Source organism: Gordonia amarae NBRC 15530 (assembly GCF_000241345.1).
Taxonomy (GTDB): Bacteria; Actinomycetota; Actinomycetes; order Mycobacteriales; family Mycobacteriaceae; genus Gordonia; species Gordonia amarae.
The window spans coordinates 53,376-75,147 of the sequence record NZ_BAED01000058.1 but is presented as its reverse complement, the minus strand read 5'-3'; the positions used below and the strand labels follow the sequence as shown (position 1 = coordinate 75,147).

At 65.6% G+C, this 21,772-nt stretch carries 17 protein-coding genes; 8 read left to right on the top strand and 9 right to left on the bottom strand.

What is annotated here, in order from left to right; translation table 11 throughout:
- Positions 1 to 73 precede the first annotated feature (73 nt).
- The 3 genes from GOAMR_RS16190 to GOAMR_RS24275 all read left to right on the top strand — a co-directional run bounded on the left by GOAMR_RS16190 (position 74) and on the right by GOAMR_RS24275 (position 3,279).
- Complete coding sequence (locus GOAMR_RS16190) at positions 74 to 541, top strand: hypothetical protein (RefSeq protein ID WP_005190205.1); 468 nt, start codon at positions 74 to 76, stop codon at positions 539 to 541.
- A 1,287-nt stretch (positions 542 to 1,828) separates the two neighbouring features.
- Positions 1,829 to 2,692, top strand: coding sequence for a phage major capsid protein (locus GOAMR_RS16185; protein WP_005190201.1), 864 nt, complete (start codon positions 1,829 to 1,831; stop codon positions 2,690 to 2,692).
- A gap of 110 nt (positions 2,693 to 2,802) precedes the next feature.
- Complete coding sequence (locus GOAMR_RS24275) at positions 2,803 to 3,279, top strand: hypothetical protein (RefSeq protein ID WP_005190199.1); 477 nt, start codon at positions 2,803 to 2,805, stop codon at positions 3,277 to 3,279.
- A gap of 457 nt (positions 3,280 to 3,736) precedes the next feature.
- On the opposite strand, the gene GOAMR_RS16175 is transcribed toward GOAMR_RS24275, so the two are convergent.
- Positions 3,737 to 4,105 carry a hypothetical protein gene (locus GOAMR_RS16175; protein WP_005190194.1) on the bottom strand — a complete coding sequence of 123 codons (369 nt, stop codon included), beginning with the start codon at positions 4,103 to 4,105 and terminating at the stop codon, positions 3,737 to 3,739.
- 408 nt (positions 4,106 to 4,513) lie between these two features.
- Here GOAMR_RS16175 and GOAMR_RS16170 point away from each other — a divergent pair, with 408 nt between their 5' ends.
- On the top strand, positions 4,514 to 6,181 hold the full coding sequence (locus GOAMR_RS16170) for an SLC13 family permease (RefSeq protein WP_005190192.1): 1,668 nt from the start codon (positions 4,514 to 4,516) through the stop codon (positions 6,179 to 6,181).
- A gap of 3 nt (positions 6,182 to 6,184) precedes the next feature.
- Here GOAMR_RS16170 and GOAMR_RS16165 read toward each other — a convergent pair whose 3' ends face one another.
- A complete protein-coding gene (locus tag GOAMR_RS16165) occupies positions 6,185 to 6,688 on the bottom strand; it encodes a hypothetical protein (RefSeq protein WP_138943775.1) in 504 nt (167 codons plus the stop codon).
- An 87-nt stretch (positions 6,689 to 6,775) separates the two neighbouring features.
- On the opposite strand from GOAMR_RS16165, the gene dcd reads away from it, so the two are divergent.
- Positions 6,776 to 7,348, top strand: coding sequence for a dCTP deaminase (dcd, locus tag GOAMR_RS16160; protein WP_040515546.1), 573 nt, complete (start codon positions 6,776 to 6,778; stop codon positions 7,346 to 7,348).
- Between the two features lie 64 nt (positions 7,349 to 7,412).
- On the opposite strand, the gene GOAMR_RS16155 is transcribed toward dcd, so the two are convergent.
- Complete coding sequence (locus GOAMR_RS16155) at positions 7,413 to 7,991, bottom strand: TetR/AcrR family transcriptional regulator (protein ID WP_005190185.1); 579 nt, start codon at positions 7,989 to 7,991, stop codon at positions 7,413 to 7,415.
- A 145-nt stretch (positions 7,992 to 8,136) separates the two neighbouring features.
- Between GOAMR_RS16155 and GOAMR_RS16150 the strand changes: the two genes are divergently transcribed.
- Positions 8,137 to 9,720 carry an MFS transporter gene (locus GOAMR_RS16150; protein ID WP_040515545.1) on the top strand — a complete coding sequence of 528 codons (1,584 nt, stop codon included), beginning with the start codon at positions 8,137 to 8,139 and terminating at the stop codon, positions 9,718 to 9,720.
- Between the two features lie 151 nt (positions 9,721 to 9,871).
- On the opposite strand, the gene GOAMR_RS16145 is transcribed toward GOAMR_RS16150, so the two are convergent.
- The 3 genes from GOAMR_RS16145 to GOAMR_RS16135 all read right to left on the bottom strand — a co-directional run bounded on the left by GOAMR_RS16145 (position 9,872) and on the right by GOAMR_RS16135 (position 16,365).
- Positions 9,872 to 11,125 (bottom strand): pyridoxal phosphate-dependent aminotransferase, encoded by a 1,254-nt coding sequence (locus tag GOAMR_RS16145; RefSeq protein ID WP_040515544.1) that lies wholly within the window; start codon positions 11,123 to 11,125, stop codon positions 9,872 to 9,874.
- A gap of 179 nt (positions 11,126 to 11,304) precedes the next feature.
- Positions 11,305 to 14,664: a (Fe-S)-binding protein gene (locus tag GOAMR_RS16140; protein WP_085949074.1), complete on the bottom strand. Its 3,360-nt coding sequence runs from the start codon at positions 14,662 to 14,664 to the stop codon at positions 11,305 to 11,307.
- A gap of 285 nt (positions 14,665 to 14,949) precedes the next feature.
- On the bottom strand, positions 14,950 to 16,365 hold the full coding sequence (locus GOAMR_RS16135; RefSeq protein ID WP_005190173.1) for a WS/DGAT/MGAT family O-acyltransferase: 1,416 nt from the start codon (positions 16,363 to 16,365) through the stop codon (positions 14,950 to 14,952).
- Positions 16,366 to 16,558: 193 nt separating this feature from the next.
- Here GOAMR_RS16135 and GOAMR_RS16130 point away from each other — a divergent pair, with 193 nt between their 5' ends.
- Together GOAMR_RS16130 and GOAMR_RS16125 are read left to right on the top strand one after the other, a co-directional pair.
- Positions 16,559 to 17,158, top strand: coding sequence for a SanA/YdcF family protein (locus tag GOAMR_RS16130; RefSeq protein ID WP_244427434.1), 600 nt, complete (start codon positions 16,559 to 16,561; stop codon positions 17,156 to 17,158).
- A gap of 34 nt (positions 17,159 to 17,192) precedes the next feature.
- Complete coding sequence (locus tag GOAMR_RS16125; RefSeq protein ID WP_005190168.1) at positions 17,193 to 18,683, top strand: carboxylesterase/lipase family protein; 1,491 nt, start codon at positions 17,193 to 17,195, stop codon at positions 18,681 to 18,683.
- Positions 18,684 to 18,685: 2 nt separating this feature from the next.
- On the opposite strand, the gene GOAMR_RS16120 is transcribed toward GOAMR_RS16125, so the two are convergent.
- The 3 genes from GOAMR_RS16120 to GOAMR_RS16110 all read right to left on the bottom strand — a co-directional run bounded on the left by GOAMR_RS16120 (position 18,686) and on the right by GOAMR_RS16110 (position 21,772).
- On the bottom strand, positions 18,686 to 20,032 hold the full coding sequence (locus tag GOAMR_RS16120) for an LLM class flavin-dependent oxidoreductase (RefSeq protein WP_005190164.1): 1,347 nt from the start codon (positions 20,030 to 20,032) through the stop codon (positions 18,686 to 18,688).
- A gap of 64 nt (positions 20,033 to 20,096) precedes the next feature.
- The gene (locus tag GOAMR_RS16115; protein ID WP_005190161.1) at positions 20,097 to 20,858 is read right to left on the bottom strand and encodes an ABC transporter ATP-binding protein; all 762 of its coding nucleotides are present in this window, start codon (positions 20,856 to 20,858) and stop codon (positions 20,097 to 20,099) included.
- Between the two features lie 35 nt (positions 20,859 to 20,893).
- On the bottom strand, positions 20,894 to 21,772 hold the full coding sequence (locus tag GOAMR_RS16110; RefSeq protein ID WP_005190159.1) for an ABC transporter permease: 879 nt from the start codon (positions 21,770 to 21,772) through the stop codon (positions 20,894 to 20,896).

The window sequence follows — 21,772 nt, the reverse complement described above, 5'->3', positions numbered from 1 at the left end:
GTCTGAGGCGTGCAGCCATCGAGACATGCAACAACCTGATTGATCAGATCGAAAGCAACGAGGGAACGACGCGATGACAGACACGAAGTCGACGCACGACAGCACCAAGGACAGCACTGAGGCGTCCACAGACGCAACAACGAACGATGAACGCGTAACGACACCGAACGGCGCGGAAAACAGCGCAGAATCGACCTCAGACGCTTCTGGTGAAAGCGACGCCGGCAAGGATGAAAGCGACGCCGGCAAGGATGGCAGCAAGCAGCCGAGCAAGTACAGGCAGAGGTTGGCAGCTGCTGAATCCGAGCGGGATCGGCTGCAGGCGGTCGTGGCTGGAATGCACGAACGTGAAGTGTCTCGGATTTGTGACGCTGCGGGATTGAATCGAAAGCTACTGACCGCAGTCGGGGTTGGTGTGGATGACCTGCTCGGCGAGGATGGAATGGTCGACGCTGGCAAGGTGGACGCAGCGATCAAGCAGGCACGCGACGAGTTTGGCATTGATCAGACACGCGCACCGTTCGCGGCTCCCACACAATAGCAGGAATCAGGAGGCTCGGGCAGTGACGATTCTTGGGTTCAAGCTTTTGGCAGGTAAGCAGGCAGGGGGGCAGCCCCCTCGTGCGCCGGTTTGGCTGGCGGTAGGCGTTGGCGCCAAAGCCGTTGACGAGTGCCAAGAACTTATTAAGAAATAAGCACTACAGAAGGCGCTGAGCTCGTTTCTCAGCGTCTTTTGTGAGTCTGTGCAGTGATCACGCAGGACGCACGCGTTAGGACGCCACGGACGCACTGAGGCAGCGAGAACAGCTCTCTTAAATTGAATACATGACGACAACGACTGATATTCCTCGGTGTAAGCGAGGACATGAAAAGAAGTATTACCCGAATACCGACAGGTGGCGGTGCAGGGAATGTGAGAAAGCACGACAATCGACCCCCGAATGGAAATCCCGACGCAAGGAATATCGGAATCGGGAGGACGTAAAAGCGAACAAGCAAAACTATAGTCAGGGATACTACCTCACCAACCGTGAACAGGTCTGCGCTCGTCAGCGAGCGTACAACCAGACGCCAGACCGCAAGGCAAGGCGAAAGGTGTACAACCAGACACCCGAGCGTAAGGCAGCGCAACGAGCCAGAGCGTCTACCCCCGAAGCCAAAGCAAAGCGCAAAGAATACCGCGACCAGAATCGGGACGCGATACGTGCCCACAGGCAGGAGTATCGAGCCCAGAATCGTGACGCGATACGTGCTCAGAAACGCGAGTACTACGCCCGTCCTGAAGTGCGGGCTGCTCTGTATGCCCGTAACATCAGGCGCAAAAAGCTTATAAAGGGTGCCGAGTGTGAGGTTTTCCAGCGTGAGGAAGTATTCATCAGAGACGATTGGCTGTGTGGGCTGTGTGGTGAGCCGACTGATCCCACTGTCGAATACCCCCACCCCCATTCCCCGTCGTTAGACCATCTGCTGCCAGTAACCCGAGGGGGTAGTCACACGCGGGAGAATGCGATCTGTGCTCATCTGGGTTGCAATATCCAGAAGAATAATCGAACCTTCGAGGAATGGTGTGAATATCGAGGGGTTCGGATAGTGAGTCGCTTTCATGTAATGTCGTCTGTATCGAACTTCATAGGATAGTTTTTCAACGTCTAGTCTCTGGATTGTTGGATTAGGAAACTATGTTAGCTTCGTGACGGGAAACTGTCTCAGGGTCTCGTTCTGACAATTGAATTCCGCGTTTGTCGTTTGTCGTCGCATATCGCCTGTGACGTGGAATTCATCAACTCAGGACGAGGCCCTTTCTCGTCCGTAACCGAAGGTTTTACAAATGCCCGTCCAGACCAACAACACCAACGCGCCCGGCAGCTGGTCGCCTGATCAGGTGTCCTCGCACGTATTCACCGATGTCCTCGGCGATGCCCTGTACAACTCGCTGACAACTGTCGTCGGGTCGATTCAGGGTGACCAGCCCTCGATCCGAGTTCCTGTCGTAACCGACAGCAAGAGCGCGGATTTCGTGCCTGAAGGCGCGACGATTCCCGAGGTCGAACCGTCACTCGATGAGGTCGTACTTCAGACCCGCAAGATCGCTGTCACCTCGGCGATCAGCAACGAACAGGCTTCTCAAGGAACGACTCCCGCGCAGATCGCGGCATCGCTCAAGCGTGACATCGTGCGCAAGCTGGATCAGGCACTCCTCACGCAGGCGGCCCCTGGTGTGGGTGAAATCGCGCCCAGCGTCGGCATTCTGAATACGCTGGGAATCATCGAGGGTGACCCGCTGGTCTCGGACCTCGACCCGCTCGTGGACCTGATCAGTCAGCTGGAAGCCAACTTCGCCAATCCCCGTGTGCTGCTGGTGGATCCGCTGGCAAAGGCGGCTTTGTTCCGCCTGAAGACGGACGTGGCAGCCAGCAATGTCGGTCTCCTGTCGCCCGCAACGTCCACACCGACGAGCCCGATTCTCGGACTCCAGATGATCGTAAGTCCTTTCATGCCAGCCAATTCAGGTCTGATCGTTGACCCCTCGAACATCGTCTCGGCAACCTCGACTGTTGACGTTGCGCAGTCGACCGATGCGCGTTTCTACGAGGATGCGGTTGTGTATCGCGTGGTGACTCGCTGCGGCCACGCAGTCGTTCACGCTGACCGCCTGGCGAAGCTGAGCATCGGCGTCGCTGCCGACGACTGATCAACCCCAGACCGTCAATCAGTATCACGAGGACCACTGATTGACAGCCCACACCAGCCCGAGCAGTCAACTCAACAGGGCTGGTGTGGGCATCCTCGAAAGGTGTTGTAATGCAAGCTCCTATCTCAGTCGCCGACCTACAGACGTTCGATTCCACGCTCGGCAACGACGCAGCACAGGCGATGATTGCGACCGCTTGGGCGCGTGCGCAGGTAGTCGCGCCGTGCCTGAAGCAGCCAGACCCAGACCTCGACGATACCGACATCGAAATCTTGAAAGATGTTGTCAGATCAGCGATTCTCAGATGGAATGACAGAGGCTCGGGCGCGATCGTTTCACGTAACGCAGGCGAATATGGTGAGACACTGAATCGCGCAGACGACAAACGAGCTCTGTATCGGCCCGGTGAAATCCGCGACCTACAGGCGGTGTGTGGCAATGTGAGAAAGCGCGGGCAAGCGTCCACTATTTCAACAATCCCACACGCACACAATGACGACGCGGGTGTGGACCCAGTTCATCCATTCTTGCTCGGCGATGACGACTTCACTCGTTACGACGAGTTCGGGAACAAATACCAGCGATAAACCCTCACCCAAGGAGGCGGCAAATGCTGCTGCCAGAACTGGCTGCACAGCTCGGTATCAGCACGACATCAGCGCGGAAACGAGCTGCAGCCGCAGACATACGCACGACATCACCAGCTGGGCAGTACATACCGATGCCTGAGAACGCCCGTACGCTGCTCGATCGCCCGTTGCGACAGATCACACGCGAACGTCGGGAAAGCGCGTCACGGACAGCCTCAGAGGGCAAATTACCCACAGGCGCAGGATTGCCGCTGGAAGCCCTCGCTGATCCGCAGATGCGGGACGCGTTCACGATGCTGAGGTTCCAGCGTGAGCACAGGCTGATGGCACTCGTGTCTGCGTGGCGCTCAGCGCAGCCGTGACGCGGTGGTGTGGTCGTCTGCGTGCGCTGACTCATGCGACCACCAAAAAGGCCCGCAGGAGCGATCCTGGGGCCTCTTTTGGAGCGGGTGTGTCAGTCGTCTGCGTTCACCAGCGCATCGACCTGCTCAGTCGTGATGGCGTCTGACTCGTGCGACTCGAGCAGGCTGCGGATGGCTGCGTTGATGTTGCGCTGTGCAGGCAGAGCGAGACGCGTGCGAACTTCCTTGACCTGTGACGCGATGGACGGCGTATTCGCCAGCTTCTCAGCCGCAGCTTTGATGCGTGCGGCGCGCCACTCGCGGTAACGCTTCGCGTGCTGCGTCGCCTGTTGCCGCGTGAACGCGTACCGGCCTGTCTCAGGGTCCTTCGGCGCCTCGGTCGCACGCAGGTACACACGGAACTGCTTGGCGTCGGTGTCGGCGAGTTCTGCGGCTTCTGCGGCAGTCAGCTTCTTGGTCATGTCGTCCTCCTGGGTGTCGTTCGCATTGCTTACGAGATGACTGTAAGACAGGTCACTCCCAAATCCGAAAGTGTGTTCGGTTTCCGCAGCTGACAGCGGGCGTCGATGTCACGTCGATGTCACAACACGCGCTGATCGGTGCTGAATCACGACGAGACGCAATGAGGCGAAAGATGCACGTAGACAAGCCTTTTATGACACAGGCTGAATCGTGCTGAGATGCTTCTGACCAACTTGGGAAGCTGATGTTCTGCCATTGAACTACATCGGCGTGCGTCGCGAGACGCAAGACACAGAGTAGCAAGTCCTCAACCACTGCGAGCAGGGGGTGCCGCGAGCATGCGGTTGCCATACCCCGGTGTTCGCCCGGTGTTCACCGACCGTTCAGATGCCGCACAATAGACAGTCGTGGCGATCGTGGCGGCAGTCCTCGTGGTGGTGACCCTGGTGGCGATGACCAGCGGCCGGGTTCCGGCGGTGCTGGCGCTGATCGTCGCGCTGCTGGTCGCCGGTGTCATCGGTATCGCGACACCGGCACAACTGTTCGCGGGACTGAGCAACAGCGGCGTCATCACCATCGCCGCGATGCTGGTCATCGCCAAGGGCGTGCTGTCGACGGGGGTCGTGTCGCGGGTGACGTTCAGACTGCTGTCGACGGCGACGAGCCCGACGCGGATGCTGGTGCGGCTCATCCCGCCCGTCGGGCTGATCTCGTCGCTGATCAACACCACCCCGATCGTCGCGATGCTCATCCCCGCCACCAAGGAGGTGCAGCAGCGTGCCGGGATTCCCGCGCGCAGCGTGCTGCTGCCGGTCGCACACGCGACCACGCTCGCCGGGTCGACGACGCTGATCGGCACCAGCTCCAACCTGATCATCGCCGGGTTCGCGGCGTCGGCAGGGGTGAATCTGAGCATGTTCTCGTTCGTGCCGATCGCACTGCCCGTCGCGCTCGTCGGCTGGCTGGCCGTGATCCTGCTGTCCCGGCGCCTGCTGAAAGGCAGGCCGCGGCACAAGGAACGGGCCCTCACCTGGCGCGCCGAGATCCCCGTCTCCGGCAAGGCCGTCGGTATCGGCCGCACCGCCACCCAGATCGGCATGCACAAGACCGCGGAGTTCGAACTCATCGAGATCCGGCGCTGGGGGCAGCCGGTGGCCCTCGACAGCCCCATCGAGGGCGGCGACCTGATGGTGTACCGGGCCACCGAACTCGGGGTGCGGATGTTGTGGGCGTCGCCGCGGTTCGGGCTGGCGCCGCTGCACCTGTTCGCTGTCACCATCGGCACCGAGAACCCGGGTTCGGTCCGCGACCTGCAGGACGACGAGGATCTGCTGGTGGTGGCCGCCGAAACACGGCACCGCTTCCGCGACACCCCCGCCGAGCCGGGCACCGTCTGCTACGTGTCGGTCGCCTCCAGCGCGGTGCTGGAGAAGCACGAGTTCGTGAGTCTGTGGCAGAACGTCGCCGGGAAGGCACCGCAACCGGGCAAGACATGGCTGGCGATGGGCATCCTCGTCGGCGTCATCGTCGCCGCCAGCTTCAGTCTCGTCGACGTCGCGCTGGCCGCGGGCTGCGGCGCGACGTTGATGGTGCTGGGCGGGGTCCTCACCCCGCGTTCGGCGGTCCGGGCCCTGGACTGGAACATCCTCGCCATCATTGCCGGGTCGATCGGCCTCGGTGTGATCGTGGTGGAAAGCGGCCTCGCCGAACATATCTCGGACGCGATCCTGTCACTCGGGTCCGGCAACATCCCGCTGATGATCGCGGTCCTGGCCGTCGGCACCACGGTGCTCACCAATTGCGTCACCAACGCCGCGGCCGCCAGTATCCTCACCCCGGTCGCGCTGACGATCGCATCGTCGGCCGACCTGAGCCCGGTGCTGCTGCTGACGCTGATCGGCACGTGCATCTCGTTCACGTTCGTCAACCCGTACAGCCATCAGTCCAACCTGATGGTGATGGAACCCGGCCAGTACACCACCCGCACCTTCGTGAGATTCGGCGTCCCGATCACCCTGATCTGTCTGGTGACGGTCTTCCTGGTGGCCTGGCCGCTCGTGACCTACTGGGGGTAGGCGCTACCCGCCCAGGTAGGTCTTCATGTCGAACAGCGACTCGACGGGCGCGATGAATGTGGAGAGTTTCTTCGCGTCGTCGGCGGTATCACAGCCGGAGACGGTCACATCCTTGATGTTGTCGCCGTTCGAGGTGATCTTGACGCTCGCGGTCCCCGCACCCGGGCACGGCTTGTTGTCGGGTGACTTCCCGGGCAGCTTGCCGACGCCGTCCACCAGCTTCTTCCACACCTTGTCATCGACCGGTTTGGTGGTGGTGACGTCGGGGTTCGCCTGACCCGACAGCGCGCCGTAGCCACCCAGGTTGAGTGTGGCGATGCCGTCGGCGACGACGATCTGATACTCCTTGTGGAACTGCGGTGCCGTCGAACCGTCCTCGTGCGTGTAGGCGATCATCGTAGACGAGCGGTCGAGATCGGCCGAGTCACCGGAGGAGCCGCACGCCACCGCGGTTGTCGCGAACGTGCCGAGCACGGTGCACACCATCAGTCGCCTGAGCGCGTTCATACCGGCCACGATACGGCCGCGGCGGTGGACGGTCATTCGGCCGGGCGATGCCCCATGCGGGGCCCGCGGTCCGATAACCTCTCTGATGTGCTGCTTTCCGACCGCGACATCCGTGCCGAACTCGCCGAGGGCCGCCTGGCGGTCGAACCGTTCGACGAGAAGCTGGTGCAGCCGTCGAGCATCGATGTGCGGCTCGACTCCCTGTTCCGCGTCTTCAACAACACCCGCTACACCCACATCGACCCGGCGCAACGCCAGGACGAACTGACCACACTCGTCGAACCGTCCGAGGGCGAGCCGTTCGTGCTGCATCCGGGCGAGTTCGTGCTCGGCTCGACGCTCGAGGTGTGCACCCTTCCCGACTATCTCGCGGGCCGGCTCGAAGGCAAGTCGTCGCTGGGCCGGCTCGGCCTGCTCACCCACTCGACGGCCGGCTTCATCGACCCCGGTTTCTCCGGGCACATCACGCTGGAACTGTCCAACGTGGCGAACCTGCCGATCACGCTGTGGCCGGGCATGAAGATCGGCCAGTTGTGCCTGCTGCGGCTCACCAGCCCCGCCGAGAATCCGTACGGCAGTGCCGCCGTCGGGTCCAAATATCAGGGTCAGCGGGGTCCGACACCGTCGAAGGCCTACCTCAACTTCCAGCAGTCGTCCTGAACCCCACCGATGCGCCCCGGCATCACAATAATTGCGAGGCCGGGGCGTATCGGTGGGGTTTTGGTCAGGACGGCGCCACGCCCCGCGCGACCAGATCGAGGACGTGCTCGTACAGGTCGGTGGCGTCGATGAACGGCGGATACGCTCCGGTCAACTCCAACGCGACCGCACCGTGGACGCATGCCCAGATCTGCGCGGCCAGATCCACCGCATCCCCGGGACGGATCGAGCCGACACCCTGGCCGTAGCGCACGATGTCGGCGAGCACCCCGAACGAGCGGGCGGCCACCTCGTCGTCGGCCTCGCACTCGGCGGAGAACATCAGATTGTACAGGTTGGGGTTGGCCAGCGCGAACCGGCGGTAGTTGCGGCCACAGTTGCGTAGCCGTTCGGCGGGATCGGCGTCGATGGCGGTGACGACCCCCGCGAACTCGTCGAAACCATCGCTGACCAGTGCGTTCAGCAGTCCGTCCTTGCCGTCGAAGTGGTTGTAGACGCCCATCGGAGCCACCCCCGCCTCCTTGGCGACCGCCCGCACGGTGAGCGCCGGCTCGCCGTCGCGTTCGAGGATCCGCCTGCCCGCCGCGAGGAGGTTGGTGCGTATCTCCGTGGCGGGTGTCCGCGCGGCTTTCTGGGGTGACATGTTGACAAGTCTACTAGAACAGTGTTCTTCTTGAATAGAACGACGTACTACAACAGTAGGTCGACGTTCTATCGGACTCGTGGTGTCCCGGCGCTGCACACCACTTCGACAACCCGGCATTCGACAACCTGGAAGAGGGAAAACAGTGCAACCTACTACTTCGCGGTGGCTCGCGCTGGCAGCTCTGTGCTTTTCGGAACTGCTTGTGGGGGTGGACAACTCGATCGTCAACGTCGCGCTGCCGACGATGGCCCGCGACTTGGGCGCCGGAATCTCCGGCCTGCAATGGATCGTCGACGCGTACACGCTGGTCTTCGCCGGTCTGCTGCTGACCGGCGGCTATCTCGGTGACCGGTTCGGTCACCGGCGGATGCTGCTGACCGGTATCGCCGGGTTCGCCGGCGTCTCGATACTCGCCGGGTTCGCCGGAAGTCTCGGCCAATTGATCGCCGCCCGAGCCGGACTGGGCGTCTTCGCCGCACTGGTGTTCCCGGCGACGCTGGCGATCGTCACCGCCATCTTCACCAAGCCATCCGAACGTGCTGCGGCGGTGGGTATCTGGGCAGCCACATCCGGTGTTTCGGTGGCGATCGGCCCGGTGCTCGGGGGCTGGCTGCTCGAACACTTCTCCTGGTCCTCGGTGTTCTGGGTGAACGTTCCGCTCGCCGTGGTCGCCGCGGCCGTTGTTCTCCTGGCGGTTCGGCCTACTGCTGCGGTGTCGGTATCACGTTTCGACACAACAGGTCTGATCCTGTCGATCATCGGTATCGGCCTGCTGACCTACACGATGATCGAGGCTCCCCACTTCGGCTGGACCGATGCCCGGACCATCGGCGGGCTCGCGGTGGCCGCCGCGGTGGTCGCGTTGTTCGTGCGCCGGGAACTCGCCACCGCCCACCCGATTCTCGACGTCCGGTTGTTCACCAACCGCTACTTCGCCACAGCGGCGGCGATGATCAGCGTCGCGTTCTTCGCCCTGTTCGGGTTCATCTTCCTGATCACCCAGTACTTCCAGGCCGTCAAGGGTTATGGTCCTCTCGAATCAGGTTTGCGCACACTGCCTTTCGCGATCGTGATGGCCGTGTTCTCGCCGATCGCGATGAGCCTGTCGCACCGGTTCGGTCCCCGGCTCGTGACGGTGACCGGAGCGTTGTCCTTCTCCGCAGGGTTCGCGCTCGTGGAGTTCGCGACCCCGGATTCTGGCTACTGGACACTCATCATCGAGGCGATGACGCTGATGGCCGTGGGTCTGGCGTTCATCTCCGGCCCGTGCACGCAGATGATCGTGGACGCGCTCTCGCCGGAGCAGGCCGGCGCCGGTTCGGCCGTCAACGACACCACCCGCGAACTCGGTGGCACCCTGGGGGTCGCCGTGCTCGGATCGGTGCTCACCTCGGTGTACGCCTCGACCGTGGGTGACCGCCTCACCGGTCTCGGTGTTCCCGCGGGTCCCGTGCACATCGCTCAGGACTCGGTGATGACCGGTGTCGAGGTGGCCCGGCAGTCGCCGGAGCCGGTTTCGGCCGGGCTGGAAGACATCGTGCGACGGGTCTTCGTCGACGGGCTGCACAGCGCGGTGTGGGTGGCTGTCGCCGTCACGGCCGGCGCCGCCGTCGCCGCCGTGGGCCTGCTCCGCGGAGCGCCCCGTGGCCGGGATTCGAGTACCGCCGATTCCGATCCGAAGGCCGCCGACCTCGCTGTCCCGAAAGCCGCCGACCTCGCCGGTTGAGGTGCGAGGTCGCCCAGTGACCGAGCCTCGAAACCTGGTGAGAGGACACTGCCATCTCGCGAGGTTTCGAGGCTCGTCGCTTGCGCTCCTCGCACCTCAACCAGCGGAGGTGCACCTCAACCTGCGGAGGGAAAGGTGGGGGTCTTCCCGGTTACTGCCGGTACGACGACAGGAAGTTGCCGATCCGCTCGATCGCCTCGGTCAGATCCCGCGACCACGGCAACGTCACGATGCGGAAGTGGTTGTGGTCGGACATGTTGAAGCCGGTGCCCTGGACCACCAGGATCTTCTCCTGCAGCAGCAGATCCTGCACGAACAGCTCGTCGTTGTGGATCTCGTGCACATTCGGGTCCAGCGACGGGAAGGCGTACAACGCACCCATCGGCTTCACGCAGCTCACGCCGGGGATCTCGTTGAGCTTGTCCCAGGTGACATTGCGCTGCTCGTACAGCCGGCCGCCGGGCTCGATGAGCGCCTCGATGCTCTGATAGCCGCCCAGGGCCACCTGGATGGCGTGCTGGCCGGGCACGTTCGCGCACAACCGCGTCGACGCCAGAATGCCCAGGCCCTCGATGAAGCCCGCGGCGTGATCCTTCGGCCCGGTGAGCACCACCCAGCCCGCGCGGTAGCCACATACCCGGTAGGCCTTCGACAGCCCGTTGAACGTCAGGCACAGCAGGTCCGGGGCCAGCGAGGCGATGTTGATGTGCTCGGCGTCGTCGTAGAGGATCTTGTCGTAGATCTCGTCGGCCAGGATCAGCAGCGAATGCTCGCGGGCCAGGTCGACGAGCTGCTGCAGGATCTCCCGCGAATACACCGCACCCGTCGGGTTGTTGGGGTTGATCACGACGATCGCCTTGGTGCGGTCGGTGATCTTCGACGCGATGTCGGCGATGTCGGGGTTCCAGTCGTTGGCCTCGTCGCACTTGTAGTGCACCGGGCTGCCACCGGCCAGCGAGGTCATCGCCGTCCACAGCGGATAGTCGGGGGCCGGGATCAGCACCTCGTCGCCGTCGTTGAGCAGGGCCTGCATCGTCATCGTGATCAGCTCGGACACGCCGTTGCCCAGGATGACGTCGTCGACGTCGAAGTACGGGAAGTCGGGGATGAGCTCGTACCGGGTCACCACCGCGCGCCGGGCCGACAGCACACCCGACGACTCGGAGTAGCCCTGCGAATACGGCAGGGCGTGGATCATGTCGCGCATGATCACGTCGGGAGCCTCGAAACCGAACAGCGCCGGATTGCCGATGTTCAGTTTGAGGATGCGATGCCCCTCGGCCTCCAGCCGCGCAGCGTGCGCGTGTACCGGACCCCTGATCTCGTAGCAGACGTTCTGCAGCTTCTGCGACTGCTCCAGTGGCTTCAGGTTCTGGTTGAGGTGCGATACATGGGGTCTACTCACGAGTTCAATTGTGACAGCCCTGCGCAAATGCGTTTCACATTCCCCGCTCAACCCTTCGCCGGTTGAGGCGCGAGGAGCGCAAGCGACGAGCCTCGAAACCCGGTGAGAGAACAATGTCGTCTCACCAGGTTTCGAGGCTCATCGCCTAGCGGCTCTTGGCACCTCAACCCGCGAGGGCGTCAGTGGTGGCCGGGGCGTTTCTTGCCGGCAGCCATGCCGAAGCCCTTGGCTTTGGCTGCGCCCGTCTCGGCAATGGTGCGGGCGTCACCGTCGGGGGACTGTGCCGCGGGTTCTTCTGCTTCGACGACTTCCGGCTCGGCAGGCTCTGCTTCGGGGAGCTCCGGCTCGGCCGTTTCGGGCTCAGGTGCCGGGACCGGGGCCGGCTTGGCGTCGGGAGCGGCTTTGGCGCCGGGGCGTTTCTTGCCGGCGGCCATGCCGAACCCCTTGGCCTTCGCCGCGCCGGCCTCGGTCACCGCAGGTGCGATCGTTTCGGTCACCGCAGGTGCGGCGGCCTCCACAGCCGCTTCGGTCTCGGCGATCTCCTCGACATCACCGGCGGGTTCGGCGACGGCTGGTTTCGCAACAGGCTTGGCACCCGGTCGCTTCTTACCCGCGGCCATGCCGAAGCCCTTGGCCTTGGCTGTACCGGCGTCGGTGGTGGCGGCTGCAGCCGGAGCTTCGACGGCGGGTGTCTCGACGGCGGGTGTCTCGACGGCCGGAGCCTCGGCGGCGGGTGCCGACGCAGCGGCAGGCTTGGCAGCGCCGGGCTTCTTGATGCCGCTCTTCATGCCGAAGCCCTTGGCTGCGGGTTTCTTTTCGGCCGCGGGGGCCTCGGTCGCGGGAGCGGCCTCGGGAGCCGCAGCGGCGGGTTTGGCGGCGCCGGGCTTCTTGATGCCACCTTTCATGCCGAAGCCCTTGGCTGCGGGCTTCTTCTCGGCTTCGGGCGCCTCGGCGGCTGGTGCGGCAGTGGCGGCCGGCTTGGCGCCGCCCGGCTTTTTCATGCCGCCCTTCATGCCGAAGCCCTTGGCCGCGGGCTTGGCCTCGGTGGCGGGTGCGGCCTCGGCGGCCGGGGCGGCGGCTTTCGCCCCACCCGGCTTCTTCATGCCGCCCTTCATGCCCAGGCCGACCTTGGGCTTGGCGGCACCGCCGGAGGCGGCGGCCGGGGCAGCCTTCTCGATGACCTTCACCGGCTCCGGTTCGGGCTCGGGTTCCGGTTCGGGGGCGGGCGCCGACGGGTGCAGGAACTTGCCGCCGCGCTTGACCTCGACCGGGTCGCCGCGCTTGACCGATTCGAGCAGCATCTGCGCGACGTCGACGACCTCGATCTTGTCCTCGAGCTCGGTGCCCGCGGTGCGGGCGGTGACGCCGTCGGTGAGCATGACGCGGCAGAACGGGCAGCCGGTGGCGACCTTCTTGACTTCCTGCGGGGCGGTCTCCAGCACGCCGAGCGCCTCGTCGACACGGTCGACGTTGATGCGCTTACCGATCTGCTCCTCCATCCACATGCGGGCACCGCCGGCGCCACAGCACATGGACCGTTCGCCGTGACGCGGCATCTCGGTGAGGGTGGAGCCCGACGCGGCCATCAGCTCACGCGGCGCGTCGTACACCTTGTTGTGGCGGCCCAGGTAGCACGGGTCGTGGTAGGTGACGCCCTCGCCGATCGGGGCGACCGGCACCAGCCGCTTCTCCCGCACCAGGCGGTTGAGGAGCTGGGTGTGGTGGACGACCTCATAGGTGCCGCCGACCTGCGGGTACTCGTTGCCCAGGGCGTTGAAGCAGTGGGCACAGGTGACGACGATCTTCTTGCGCTGACCCGGCGCGGTGTCGAACACCTGGTTCATCATCTCGATGTTCTGCTGCGCCAGCATCTGGAACAGGAACTCGTTGCCCGCACGCCGGGCCGAGTCACCGGTACAGGTCTCGCCCTGGCCGAGGACCAGGAAGTTGACGGCAGCCATGTCGAGGAGTTCGGCGACGGCCTTGGTGGTCTTCTTCGCCCGGTCCTCGTAGGCGCCGGCGCAACCGACCCAGAACAGGTACTCGAAGCCCTCGAACGATTCGACGTCCTGCCCGAAGACGGGGATATCGATGTCCATCTCGTCGATCCAGGCGGTCCGCGCGGCGGCGTTCTGGCCCCACGGATTGCCCTTGGTCTCGAGCTTCTTGAACATGCCGGCGAGTTCGGTGGGGAAGTCCGATTCGATGAGCACCTGGTAGCGGCGCATATCGAGGATGTGGTCGACATGCTCGATGTCGACGGGGCACTGTTCGACGCACGCGCCGCAGGTGGTGCAGCTCCACAGGGTTTCGGTGTCGATGACAGCGCCGAGTGCCTCCGGATCGAAGGCGCCGTCCTCGGCGACTACGGGCTCGCCGCCGCCGGTGGCGCCCTTGGATTCGCCGACCAGCTTGCGGGCGGCCTCGGCACGGGCCGCGGCCGGGATCGCGTTCAGCTTCTCCTCGTCGGGCTTGCCGTCGGCGTCGAGGAGACCGACCTCCTCACCGCCCATGTCGGTGCTGCCACCGGCCAGCAGGTATGGCGCCTTGGCCATACCGTGGTCGCGCAGCGACATGATCAGCAGCTTGGGCGAGAGGGGCTTACCGGTGTTCCAGGCGGGGCACTGCGACTGGCAGCGACCGCACTCGGTGCAGGTGGTGAAGTCGAGCCAGGCCTTCCAGCTGAAGTCCTCGACCCGTCCGGCGCCGAAGGCGTCGACGTCGGGGTCGGCGGTCTCCGGATCCAGGACTTTGCCCTGGCTCATCATCGGCTTGGCCGCGCCGAGGGCGACGCCGCCGTCCTGCTCACGCTTGAAGTAGATGTTGAAGAACGCCGAGAAGCGGTGCCAGGCCACACCCCAGTTGAGGTGGGTGCCCACCAGCAGCAGGAAGAGGCTGCCCGAGAGCAGCTTGATCAGCGCGAAGATGCCGACCATGTTGGGGCTGGCCGGGAGCAGCTTGGCCACCTGCATGGTGAAGAAGTCGGAGCCCGCGTTGTGGTGGTGGTAGGTGGCGATCTTGCCGGCCTTGACGAAGACCATGCCCAGGCCCTCGACCAGGACGATCGCCTCGATCGTGTAGGCGGGCACGAACCGCGAGCCGGAGAAACGCGAGATGCGCTCGGGGATGCGCGGATGGTTGAGCTGGCGGATCACGATCAGCGTGACGATGCCGACGACAGTGCCGATGCCCAGGATCTCGTCCCACAGGTGCCAGCCGAAGGTGTCACCGATGATCGGCCAGTGGAACTCGGGGTTGATGGCCTGCCCGTACGCCTCGAAGAACAGCAGCATGCCGCAGAGGAAGCCGATCATCACCAGCCAGTGGGCGATGCCGACGGTCCGGAACTTGATCATGCGGGTGTGGGCGATGAATTCCTTGATCATCGTCCACAGGCGGGGGAGCACCGGGAAGAAGCGTGAGCTGGGCACGCTCTGACCGATCAGGATGGTGCGTACGATGCCGAAGGCGCCGCGAACGAACGCGAACCAGCATCCCAGGCTGAGCAGTACACCGATTGTGCCCAACGTTGCGGTCATGGGAGTCACGGGCGCGTACCGGCCTTCCTCTTGGTCGATCACAGCGTTCTGCGCGCAGGGCTGAGTGCGCAGAACCGTCGTCTACTACAAGTAACGGTAAAACCTCACGCTTCCGCGGCGCTGCCAAGGTTTACCTAACCAGCCGCCGTGGTCCGCGTGGCGATCAGAAAAGACGATACTCGCGAGTAACTTACTGTCGAGTCAGGTGGTGCTCACGGAGGCGTATTTGTGACAGAAATTACGCCCCGACGCCGGTGGGTGCCCGCCGCGGTGGTGGGCACGGCGTCAGTTCGCCGGTGTGGTGGCGTCGGCCAGCTTCTCCAGTTCCTCCAGCGCGGTGCCGAGGTGGGTCAGCAGCCGCTGCAGGCTCGGCAGTTCCTTGCGGGCGCCGATGAGGCCGAAGTTCATGTGGCTCGCGGTCGAGGTCACCGTGATGTTGAGCGCCAGGCCCTCCATCACCACCGACACCGGGTACACGTCGGTGAGTCGGGCGCCGTTCCAGTACATCTCCTCACGGGGGCCCGGAACATTGCTGATCATCAGGTTGAACTGCGGTGGCACGTACCGGACGAAGCCGGGCACCGCGGCCAGGGCCAGCGGTGCGATATTGGCCGCGCCCAGCGCGAGCTGCTGCAGCGGCGCCAGACCGCGCACCACCTTCTTGGCCTCCTTCGTGGAGGCGACGATGGTGCGCACGCGCTGTTGCGGGTCCGGCTGCTCGGTGCCCAGCTTGCACATGATGGCGGTGATCGCGTTGCCGTCCTTGCCGCCCTCGGTGTGCAGCGACACCGGCAGCGTCGCGACCATCGACGAATCGGGCAGCGCGTCCTGATCGATCAGGTACGAGCGGAGCGCACCCGAACACATGGCGAGCACGACGTCGTTGAGTGTGATGTCCAGCGCCTTGGCGACGGCCTTGACCCGCGACAGCTCCCACTGCTCGCCGGCGAAGCGGCGGGCGCTGCCGATGGGCACGTCGAGCAGGGTGCGCGGCGCGGTGGTCAGCGGTGCGGCGTAGTCGTCGTCGCGGAGGGCGGACCAGGCGATCTTGGCGGCTGCCGGCGCCAGTCCGGCGACCTGACCGGCGACGTCGGCGGCCGCGCCCGCGGCCCCGAGCAGACCGGAGATGAGCGGGATCCGGCCCGCATGCTCGTCGGACTTCTCCGTGGCCGGCCGGGGCTTGCTGTGCAGCGCCCACGGGGTACGGCCCGACCGGTCCTCGGGGTCGGTGGACAGGGTGCGCTGCAGGATCCGCAGCGCGGTCACGCCGTCGACCAGCGAATGATGCACCTTCGTGTACAGCGCGAGCCGACCGTCGTTGAGGCCCTCGATGATGTGGACCTCCCACATCGGCCGGTTGCGGTCGAGGAGGGCGCCGTGGTTGAGCGAGACGTACCGCAGCAGCTCACGGACGCGGCCGGGGCGGGGCAGCACCACGCGCCGCACGTGGTAGTCGAAGTCGATCTCGTCGTCGTGGGTCCAGAACAGGTTGCCCATGATCGGGGCGGGCGAGGCGGGCCGCTTGCGGAACAGGTCACTGACCTCGGTGCCGTTGTGGAAGACCTCGAAGACCTCCTCGGCCAGGTCGGATGCGGACTGCCCCTCGCGCGGTTCGAAGAGCTGCAGGCCACCGACGTGCATCGGCTGTTCGCGGGTTTCCGCGATCAGGAACATCGCTTCGGTGACGGGCATGTACTGCATCGCGGTGGCCTCCCCGGTTTCTGGTCCCCAAGGTATGGAGAGAAGGATTCAAGTGTCGGACGGATCGTGTGGTCTGTCGAGGCCCCCGCCCGATGGCACCGGACCGCGCCGTGATGCGCGTTACTTTATCCACGCCGCAGGATCGCGGATGTTCCCGGGGTCGCTTACCGACGGCCGGGGCTACCGTGAACGCGTGAACCGACCGGCAGGACCGATCGCGAAGACGGCGATCGCCGCGGCCATCGTCATCGAATTGATCATCACGGTGTCCCTGACCTGGATCTCTGTGGTGTCCTCCGGTCGTGTCATCCGCCCGGACGACGTGCCGCCGGGGTCGACGTTGCTGGTTCTCGGGTCGCTCGTGTCCGACGGCCGGCCGGGCGACTACGTGCGGGGCCGGCTCGACACGGCGGTCGACGTGTTCCGATCCGGACGCGCCGCACACATCATCGACTCCGGTAACGGGTCGGCGGATGCCGGTGACGAACCGGCCGTCATGCGCTCCTACCTCCTCGCACGCGGTGTTCCGGGCGACCGGATCGTCGACGACGGGCTGGGGATGGACACCGCGGCGAGCTGCCGCCGGGCCCGGGAGGTATTCGGGGCGACGACGCTCGTGGTCGTGACCCAGGACTTCCATCTGCGCCGGGCGATCGCGCTGTGCCGGGACGCCGGGGTGGACGCGCGGGGTGTGCCCGCGCACTGTTCGTGCCCGGTGACGGGGCAGATCCGCAACCATCTGCGCGAAACGGTCTTCGCCGGCCCGCGCGCCCTGTGGACGATGATGTGGTGATCGAAGCGGCCGGACGTGCGTCTACGCTCAGGTGATGAGCATCACAGTCACTGTCGACGGCGGTCAGATCTCCGGAACCCATGCGGGTGGGGTGTCAGCGTTTCTCGGTGTCCCGTACGCGGCCGCACCGGTAGGTGAGCAGGCCTTCGCCGCGCCCGGACCGGTCACCGCGTGGGACGGCGTCCGGGAGGCGGTCGCCGAGGGGCCGTCGTGCTGGCAGTCGCCGTACCCCGATCCGGTCGGCACCTGGTTCGGCAAGGTGACGGCATCCGAACTCGGCGGCGAATCGCTCAACGTCAACGTGTGGACCCCCGACCCGGGCGCGGCGAAACTGCCGGTGATGGTCTGGATCCACGGCGGCGCTTTCGTGCGCGGGGCCAACGCCTCACCCACCTACGACGGCTCGGCGTTCGCCCGCGACGGTGTGGTGCTGGTGTCCATCAACTACCGGCTCGGCGCCTACGGCTGGCTGCCCGTCGATGGCGCGCCCACGAATCTCGGGATGCGCGACCAGATCGCGGCCCTGCGCTGGGTACAGGACAACATCGCGGCGTTCGGTGGTGACCCGGGCAATGTGACGATCTTCGGCGAGTCGGCAGGCGGGATGAGCGTGGCCGGGCTGCTCGCCTCACCGGGTGCGCGCGGCCTGTTCAACAAGGCCATCGTGCAGAGCGGGCACGGCGTGTCGGTCGTCCAGCCCGACGACGCCCGCCGGGTCACCGCCGAGCTCGCCGAGCTGCTCGGTGTCGACCCCACCGCGCAGGCGCTGAGTCAGGTGGATCCGGCGAAGCTCATCGAGGCCCAGACCGCCATCGACAACGCGATCCGGCTGGCACCGGACCCCGACCGGTGGGGTGCGACCACCATCTCCGCCGGCGGCGGCATCACCGGCTACCTGCCCACCTTCGACGAGCTGGTCCCCGATTTCCCGCAGGTCGCGATCGGGGCGGGTGCTGGTGGCGATGTGCCGCTCCTGCTGGGCACCACGGCCCGCGAGTTCACCCTGTTCAGCCTGGCCGCCGGCACCCGCGGACTGATCACCGCAGAGGCCCTGCCGCTGGTCGCCGCCCGGTTCGGCGCCGGTCCCGATGTCGTGGCGGCCTACGTCGCCAACCACCCGGACGCGGCCGCCGCCGACGTGTTCGATCTCATCGCCTCCGACGCCTTCTTCCGCAAGCCGGCGCTCGATTTCGCCGCCGGCCACGAGGCCGCGGGTGGTCCCACGCACGTGTACGAGTTCGCTTGGGAGAGCGAGGTTTCCGGGCTGGGTTCGTGCCACGCGCTGGAGCTCTCGTTCGTGTTCGACGCCCTGCGCGACACCTCGTCGTTCACCGGCCCCAACCCGCCGCAGCAGGTCGCCGACGACATGCACGCGGCGTGGGTGGCATTCGCCACCACCGGCGGTCCCGGCTGGGCGTCGTACGGGGGCGGCGAGGCGGTGCATGTGTTCAATGCCCCGCAGTCGCAGACGACCGGCCTGCCCCGCGCCGACGATATCGCCGCGTGGGGCAGCCCGGCCGAGTGATCTCACAGGGCGATCGTGGTCTCCCCGGAATCGGCGGAGAACCGGCTGGCGGGCCGGGGGAGTCCATAATGCTCACGCAGAGTTGAGGTTTCGTACTCGCTGCGGAACAGGCCGCGCTGCACCAGGATCGGTACCACCTCATCGACGAACCGCTCGAGCCCGGACGGCAGCACCGCCGGCATCACGTTGAAGCCGTCGGCCGCGCCGGAGGTGAACCATTCTTCGATGGTGTCGGCCACCTGCTCGGCGGTGCCGGCGAACGTCCGGTGCCCGCGTCCGCCGCCGAGTCGGGCGATGAGCTGACGCACCGTGAGTTGTTCGCGCCGGGCCAGATTCACGATCAGCGTGAAGCGGCTCTTGGCGCCCTGGATCTCGTCCTCGGTGGGCAGATCCGCGGGCAGCGGACTGTCGAGGTCGAGCGCCTCCACCGGCAGCTTGAACCTTTCGGCGAGGTTGCGGCGCTGGAACTCCGGCAGGATCAGCCGGGTCAGTTCCTCGTCGAGTTCGCGGGCGTGCGTCTCGGTGTCGCCGATGACGGGCACGATACCGGGCAGGATCTTGATGGTCTCCGGGTCGCGGCCGAGCCTGCGGGTGCGCTCCTTGAGGTCGCCGTAGAACGCCTTGCCGTCGTCGACGGTCTGCTGGGCGGTGAACACGGCCTCGGCGTAGCGGGCGGCGAAGTTCTTGCCGTCCTCCGACGAACCCGCCTGCACCAGAACGGGATACGCCTGCGGTGAGCGGGGCACGTTCAGCGGTCCGGCAACCCGGAAGAACCGGCCGACGTGGTCGGTGGCGTGCACCTTGTCCGGGTCGGAGTGGATGCCGAGTTCCTTGTCGCCGATGAAGGCGTCGTCGTCCCAGCTGTCCCACAGTTTGGTGGCCACATCGACGAATTCGGCGGCCTTCTCGTACCGCTGGGCGTGATCGGGGGTGTCGTCGAGGCCGAAGTTGCGGGCGGCGTCGGCACCGGCGGTGGTGACGATGTTCCAGCCGACCCGGCCCCCGGACACCCAGTCGACGGAGGCGAACCGGCGGGCCAGGTTGTACGGGTCGTTGTAGCTCGTTGACGCCGTGGCGATGAGGCCGATCTTGGAGGTGCGCGCCGCGATCGCCGTCAGCAGGATGGTGGGTTCCAGCTTGCCCGCCGGCCGTCGTCCCGGTTCACCCTGCAGCACAGGAGAATCAGCGAAGAAGATCGAATCGAAGTGGCCGCGTTCGGCGGTCTGCGCCAGGTGGATGTAGTGTTCGGCGCTCAGATGGGCGAGCGGATCGGATTCGGGCAGGCGCCACGACGCCTCGTGGTGCCCGGTCGACATCAGGAAAGCGTTGAGGTGAAGCTTGCGGGGCATGACGAACCTTTCATGGTGATGGTGGACGGTGTCGCTCCGGGACGTGCGGCCGATGCCGTATAGGTCACGGAACAGGTTGTGGGGCAGTCTGTTCGACACCCAACGCAGCGAGCAGATCACGCCTGATCCGCTGGAATCCGGGATCGGTGGCGTCGCGGGGTTCGGGCAGGTCGATGGTCACGTCGCGGCCGATCCGGCCGGACTGCAACACCAGCACCCGCTGGGCCAGGCTGATCGCCTCGTCGACGTCGTGGGTGACCAGTAGTACGGTCGGCCGGTGGGTCCGCACCAGCGTGCGCAGCAGCCCGTGCATCTTGATGCGGGTGAGCGCGTCGAGGGCGCCGAACGGTTCGTCGGCCAGGAGCAGTTGCGGCTCACCGGCCAGTGCCCGGGCCAGCGACACCCGCTGCTGCTCACCACCGGAAAGGCTGTTGGGCCAGGACTTCTCCCGACCGGCCAGGCCCACCTCGGCGAGCAGGTCGACGCCCCGGGGCCGGGCCGATCGCGGCTGTCCGTACAGCACATTCGGCAGCACCCGCTGCCACGGCAGCAGCCGGGAATCCTGGAACACCATCGCCGTGCGTTCGGGAACCCGGAGCAGACCGGACCCGGCCACGCTGTGATCGAGTCCCGCGATCGCCCGCAGCAACGTCGACTTGCCCGATCCGCTGCGCCCGAGCAGTGCCACGAACTGGCCGTCGGGAATGGTCAGATCGATGCCCTTGAGAATGTCATCGTCACCGAAATTCCTGGTCAGTCCCCGTAGTTCGACCGAACCGTCCTCGGCGGTCCGCACCCGCTGCTGGTTGAGGTGCGAGGAGCGCAAGCGACGAGCCTCGAAACCCCGCAAGACTTCGACCTTCAGTCGACCAATGATTGACGCCACGACAGCACCTTTCGTTCAGCGATGCGGATGAGGGAATCTGCGGTCAGGCCGAACACGGCGTACACGAGCAGGCCGACCATGATGACGTCGGATTGTCCGTAGTACTGGGCGTTCTGCATCATCTTGCCCAAACCGTCGGTGGCATTGACCGATTCGACGACGATCAGCGACAGCCAGGCGCCGGTGACCGCCAGCCGCAGGCCGAGGAACCAGCCGGGCAACGACCCCGGAAGCACCACATTGCGGATGAACGCCGGTCGCGACACGTTCTGCATCTCGGACAGTTCCACCAGCCGCCGGTCGATCCCGATGAGCGCGGAGTGGGTGGGCACGTAGATCGACACCAGCACCCCGAGGGTGATGATGATGACCTTGAACCCCTCACCGATACCCAGCCACAGGATCAGCAGGGGGATCAGGCCGAGCGTCGGGATCGACCGCTTGAGCTGCACCAGGCCGTCAACGGTGGCCTCACCCAGCCGGGACAGGCCGGCCAGGACCGCCAGCGCGGTGCCCAGGGCCAGGCCGAAGACGATGCCCAGACCGGCCCGCCGCAGCGAGATCAGGGTGTTGTCGATGAGCGGGCCGTCGACGAGCAGGTCCCATCCGGTCGACACGATGGTCCACGGCGCGGACAGTTTTCGCGGATCGAACCAGCCCAGGTAGGCGCCCAGTGACCAGAAGGCCAGCAGCAGTGCGACGCCGAGGAGCTTGCCGAACGGGACCTCGCGGCGCCGACCCAGTTGCCGACGTCGTGGTCGGGTGACGAAACCCGTTGTGTCACCGGCACCGGTGGTGGACGCAGTTGGCGCGATGGTTGTTCCGGACCGGGATCCGGTGGTGACGGTGGTCAT

Bases quoted from the DNA above. Each gene is read 5' to 3' on its own strand.
- GOAMR_RS16190 (WP_005190205.1), top strand. From the start codon at position 74: ATGACAGACACGAAGTCGACGCACGACAGCACCAAGGACAGCACTGAG.
- GOAMR_RS16185 (WP_005190201.1), top strand. From the start codon at position 1,829: ATGCCCGTCCAGACCAACAACACCAACGCGCCCGGCAGCTGGTCGCCT.
- GOAMR_RS24275 (WP_005190199.1), top strand. From the start codon at position 2,803: ATGCAAGCTCCTATCTCAGTCGCCGACCTACAGACGTTCGATTCCACG.
- GOAMR_RS16175 (WP_005190194.1), bottom strand. From the start codon at position 4,105: ATGACCAAGAAGCTGACTGCCGCAGAAGCCGCAGAACTCGCCGACACC.
- GOAMR_RS16165 (WP_138943775.1), bottom strand. From the start codon at position 6,688: ATGAACGCGCTCAGGCGACTGATGGTGTGCACCGTGCTCGGCACGTTC.
- GOAMR_RS16155 (WP_005190185.1), bottom strand. From the start codon at position 7,991: ATGTCACCCCAGAAAGCCGCGCGGACACCCGCCACGGAGATACGCACC.
- GOAMR_RS16140 (WP_085949074.1), bottom strand. From the start codon at position 14,664: ATGACCGCAACGTTGGGCACAATCGGTGTACTGCTCAGCCTGGGATGC.
- GOAMR_RS16135 (WP_005190173.1), bottom strand. From the start codon at position 16,365: ATGCAGTACATGCCCGTCACCGAAGCGATGTTCCTGATCGCGGAAACC.
- GOAMR_RS16125 (WP_005190168.1), top strand. From the start codon at position 17,193: ATGAGCATCACAGTCACTGTCGACGGCGGTCAGATCTCCGGAACCCAT.
- GOAMR_RS16120 (WP_005190164.1), bottom strand. From the start codon at position 20,032: ATGCCCCGCAAGCTTCACCTCAACGCTTTCCTGATGTCGACCGGGCAC.
- GOAMR_RS16110 (WP_005190159.1), bottom strand. From the start codon at position 21,772: ATGACCACCGTCACCACCGGATCCCGGTCCGGAACAACCATCGCGCCA.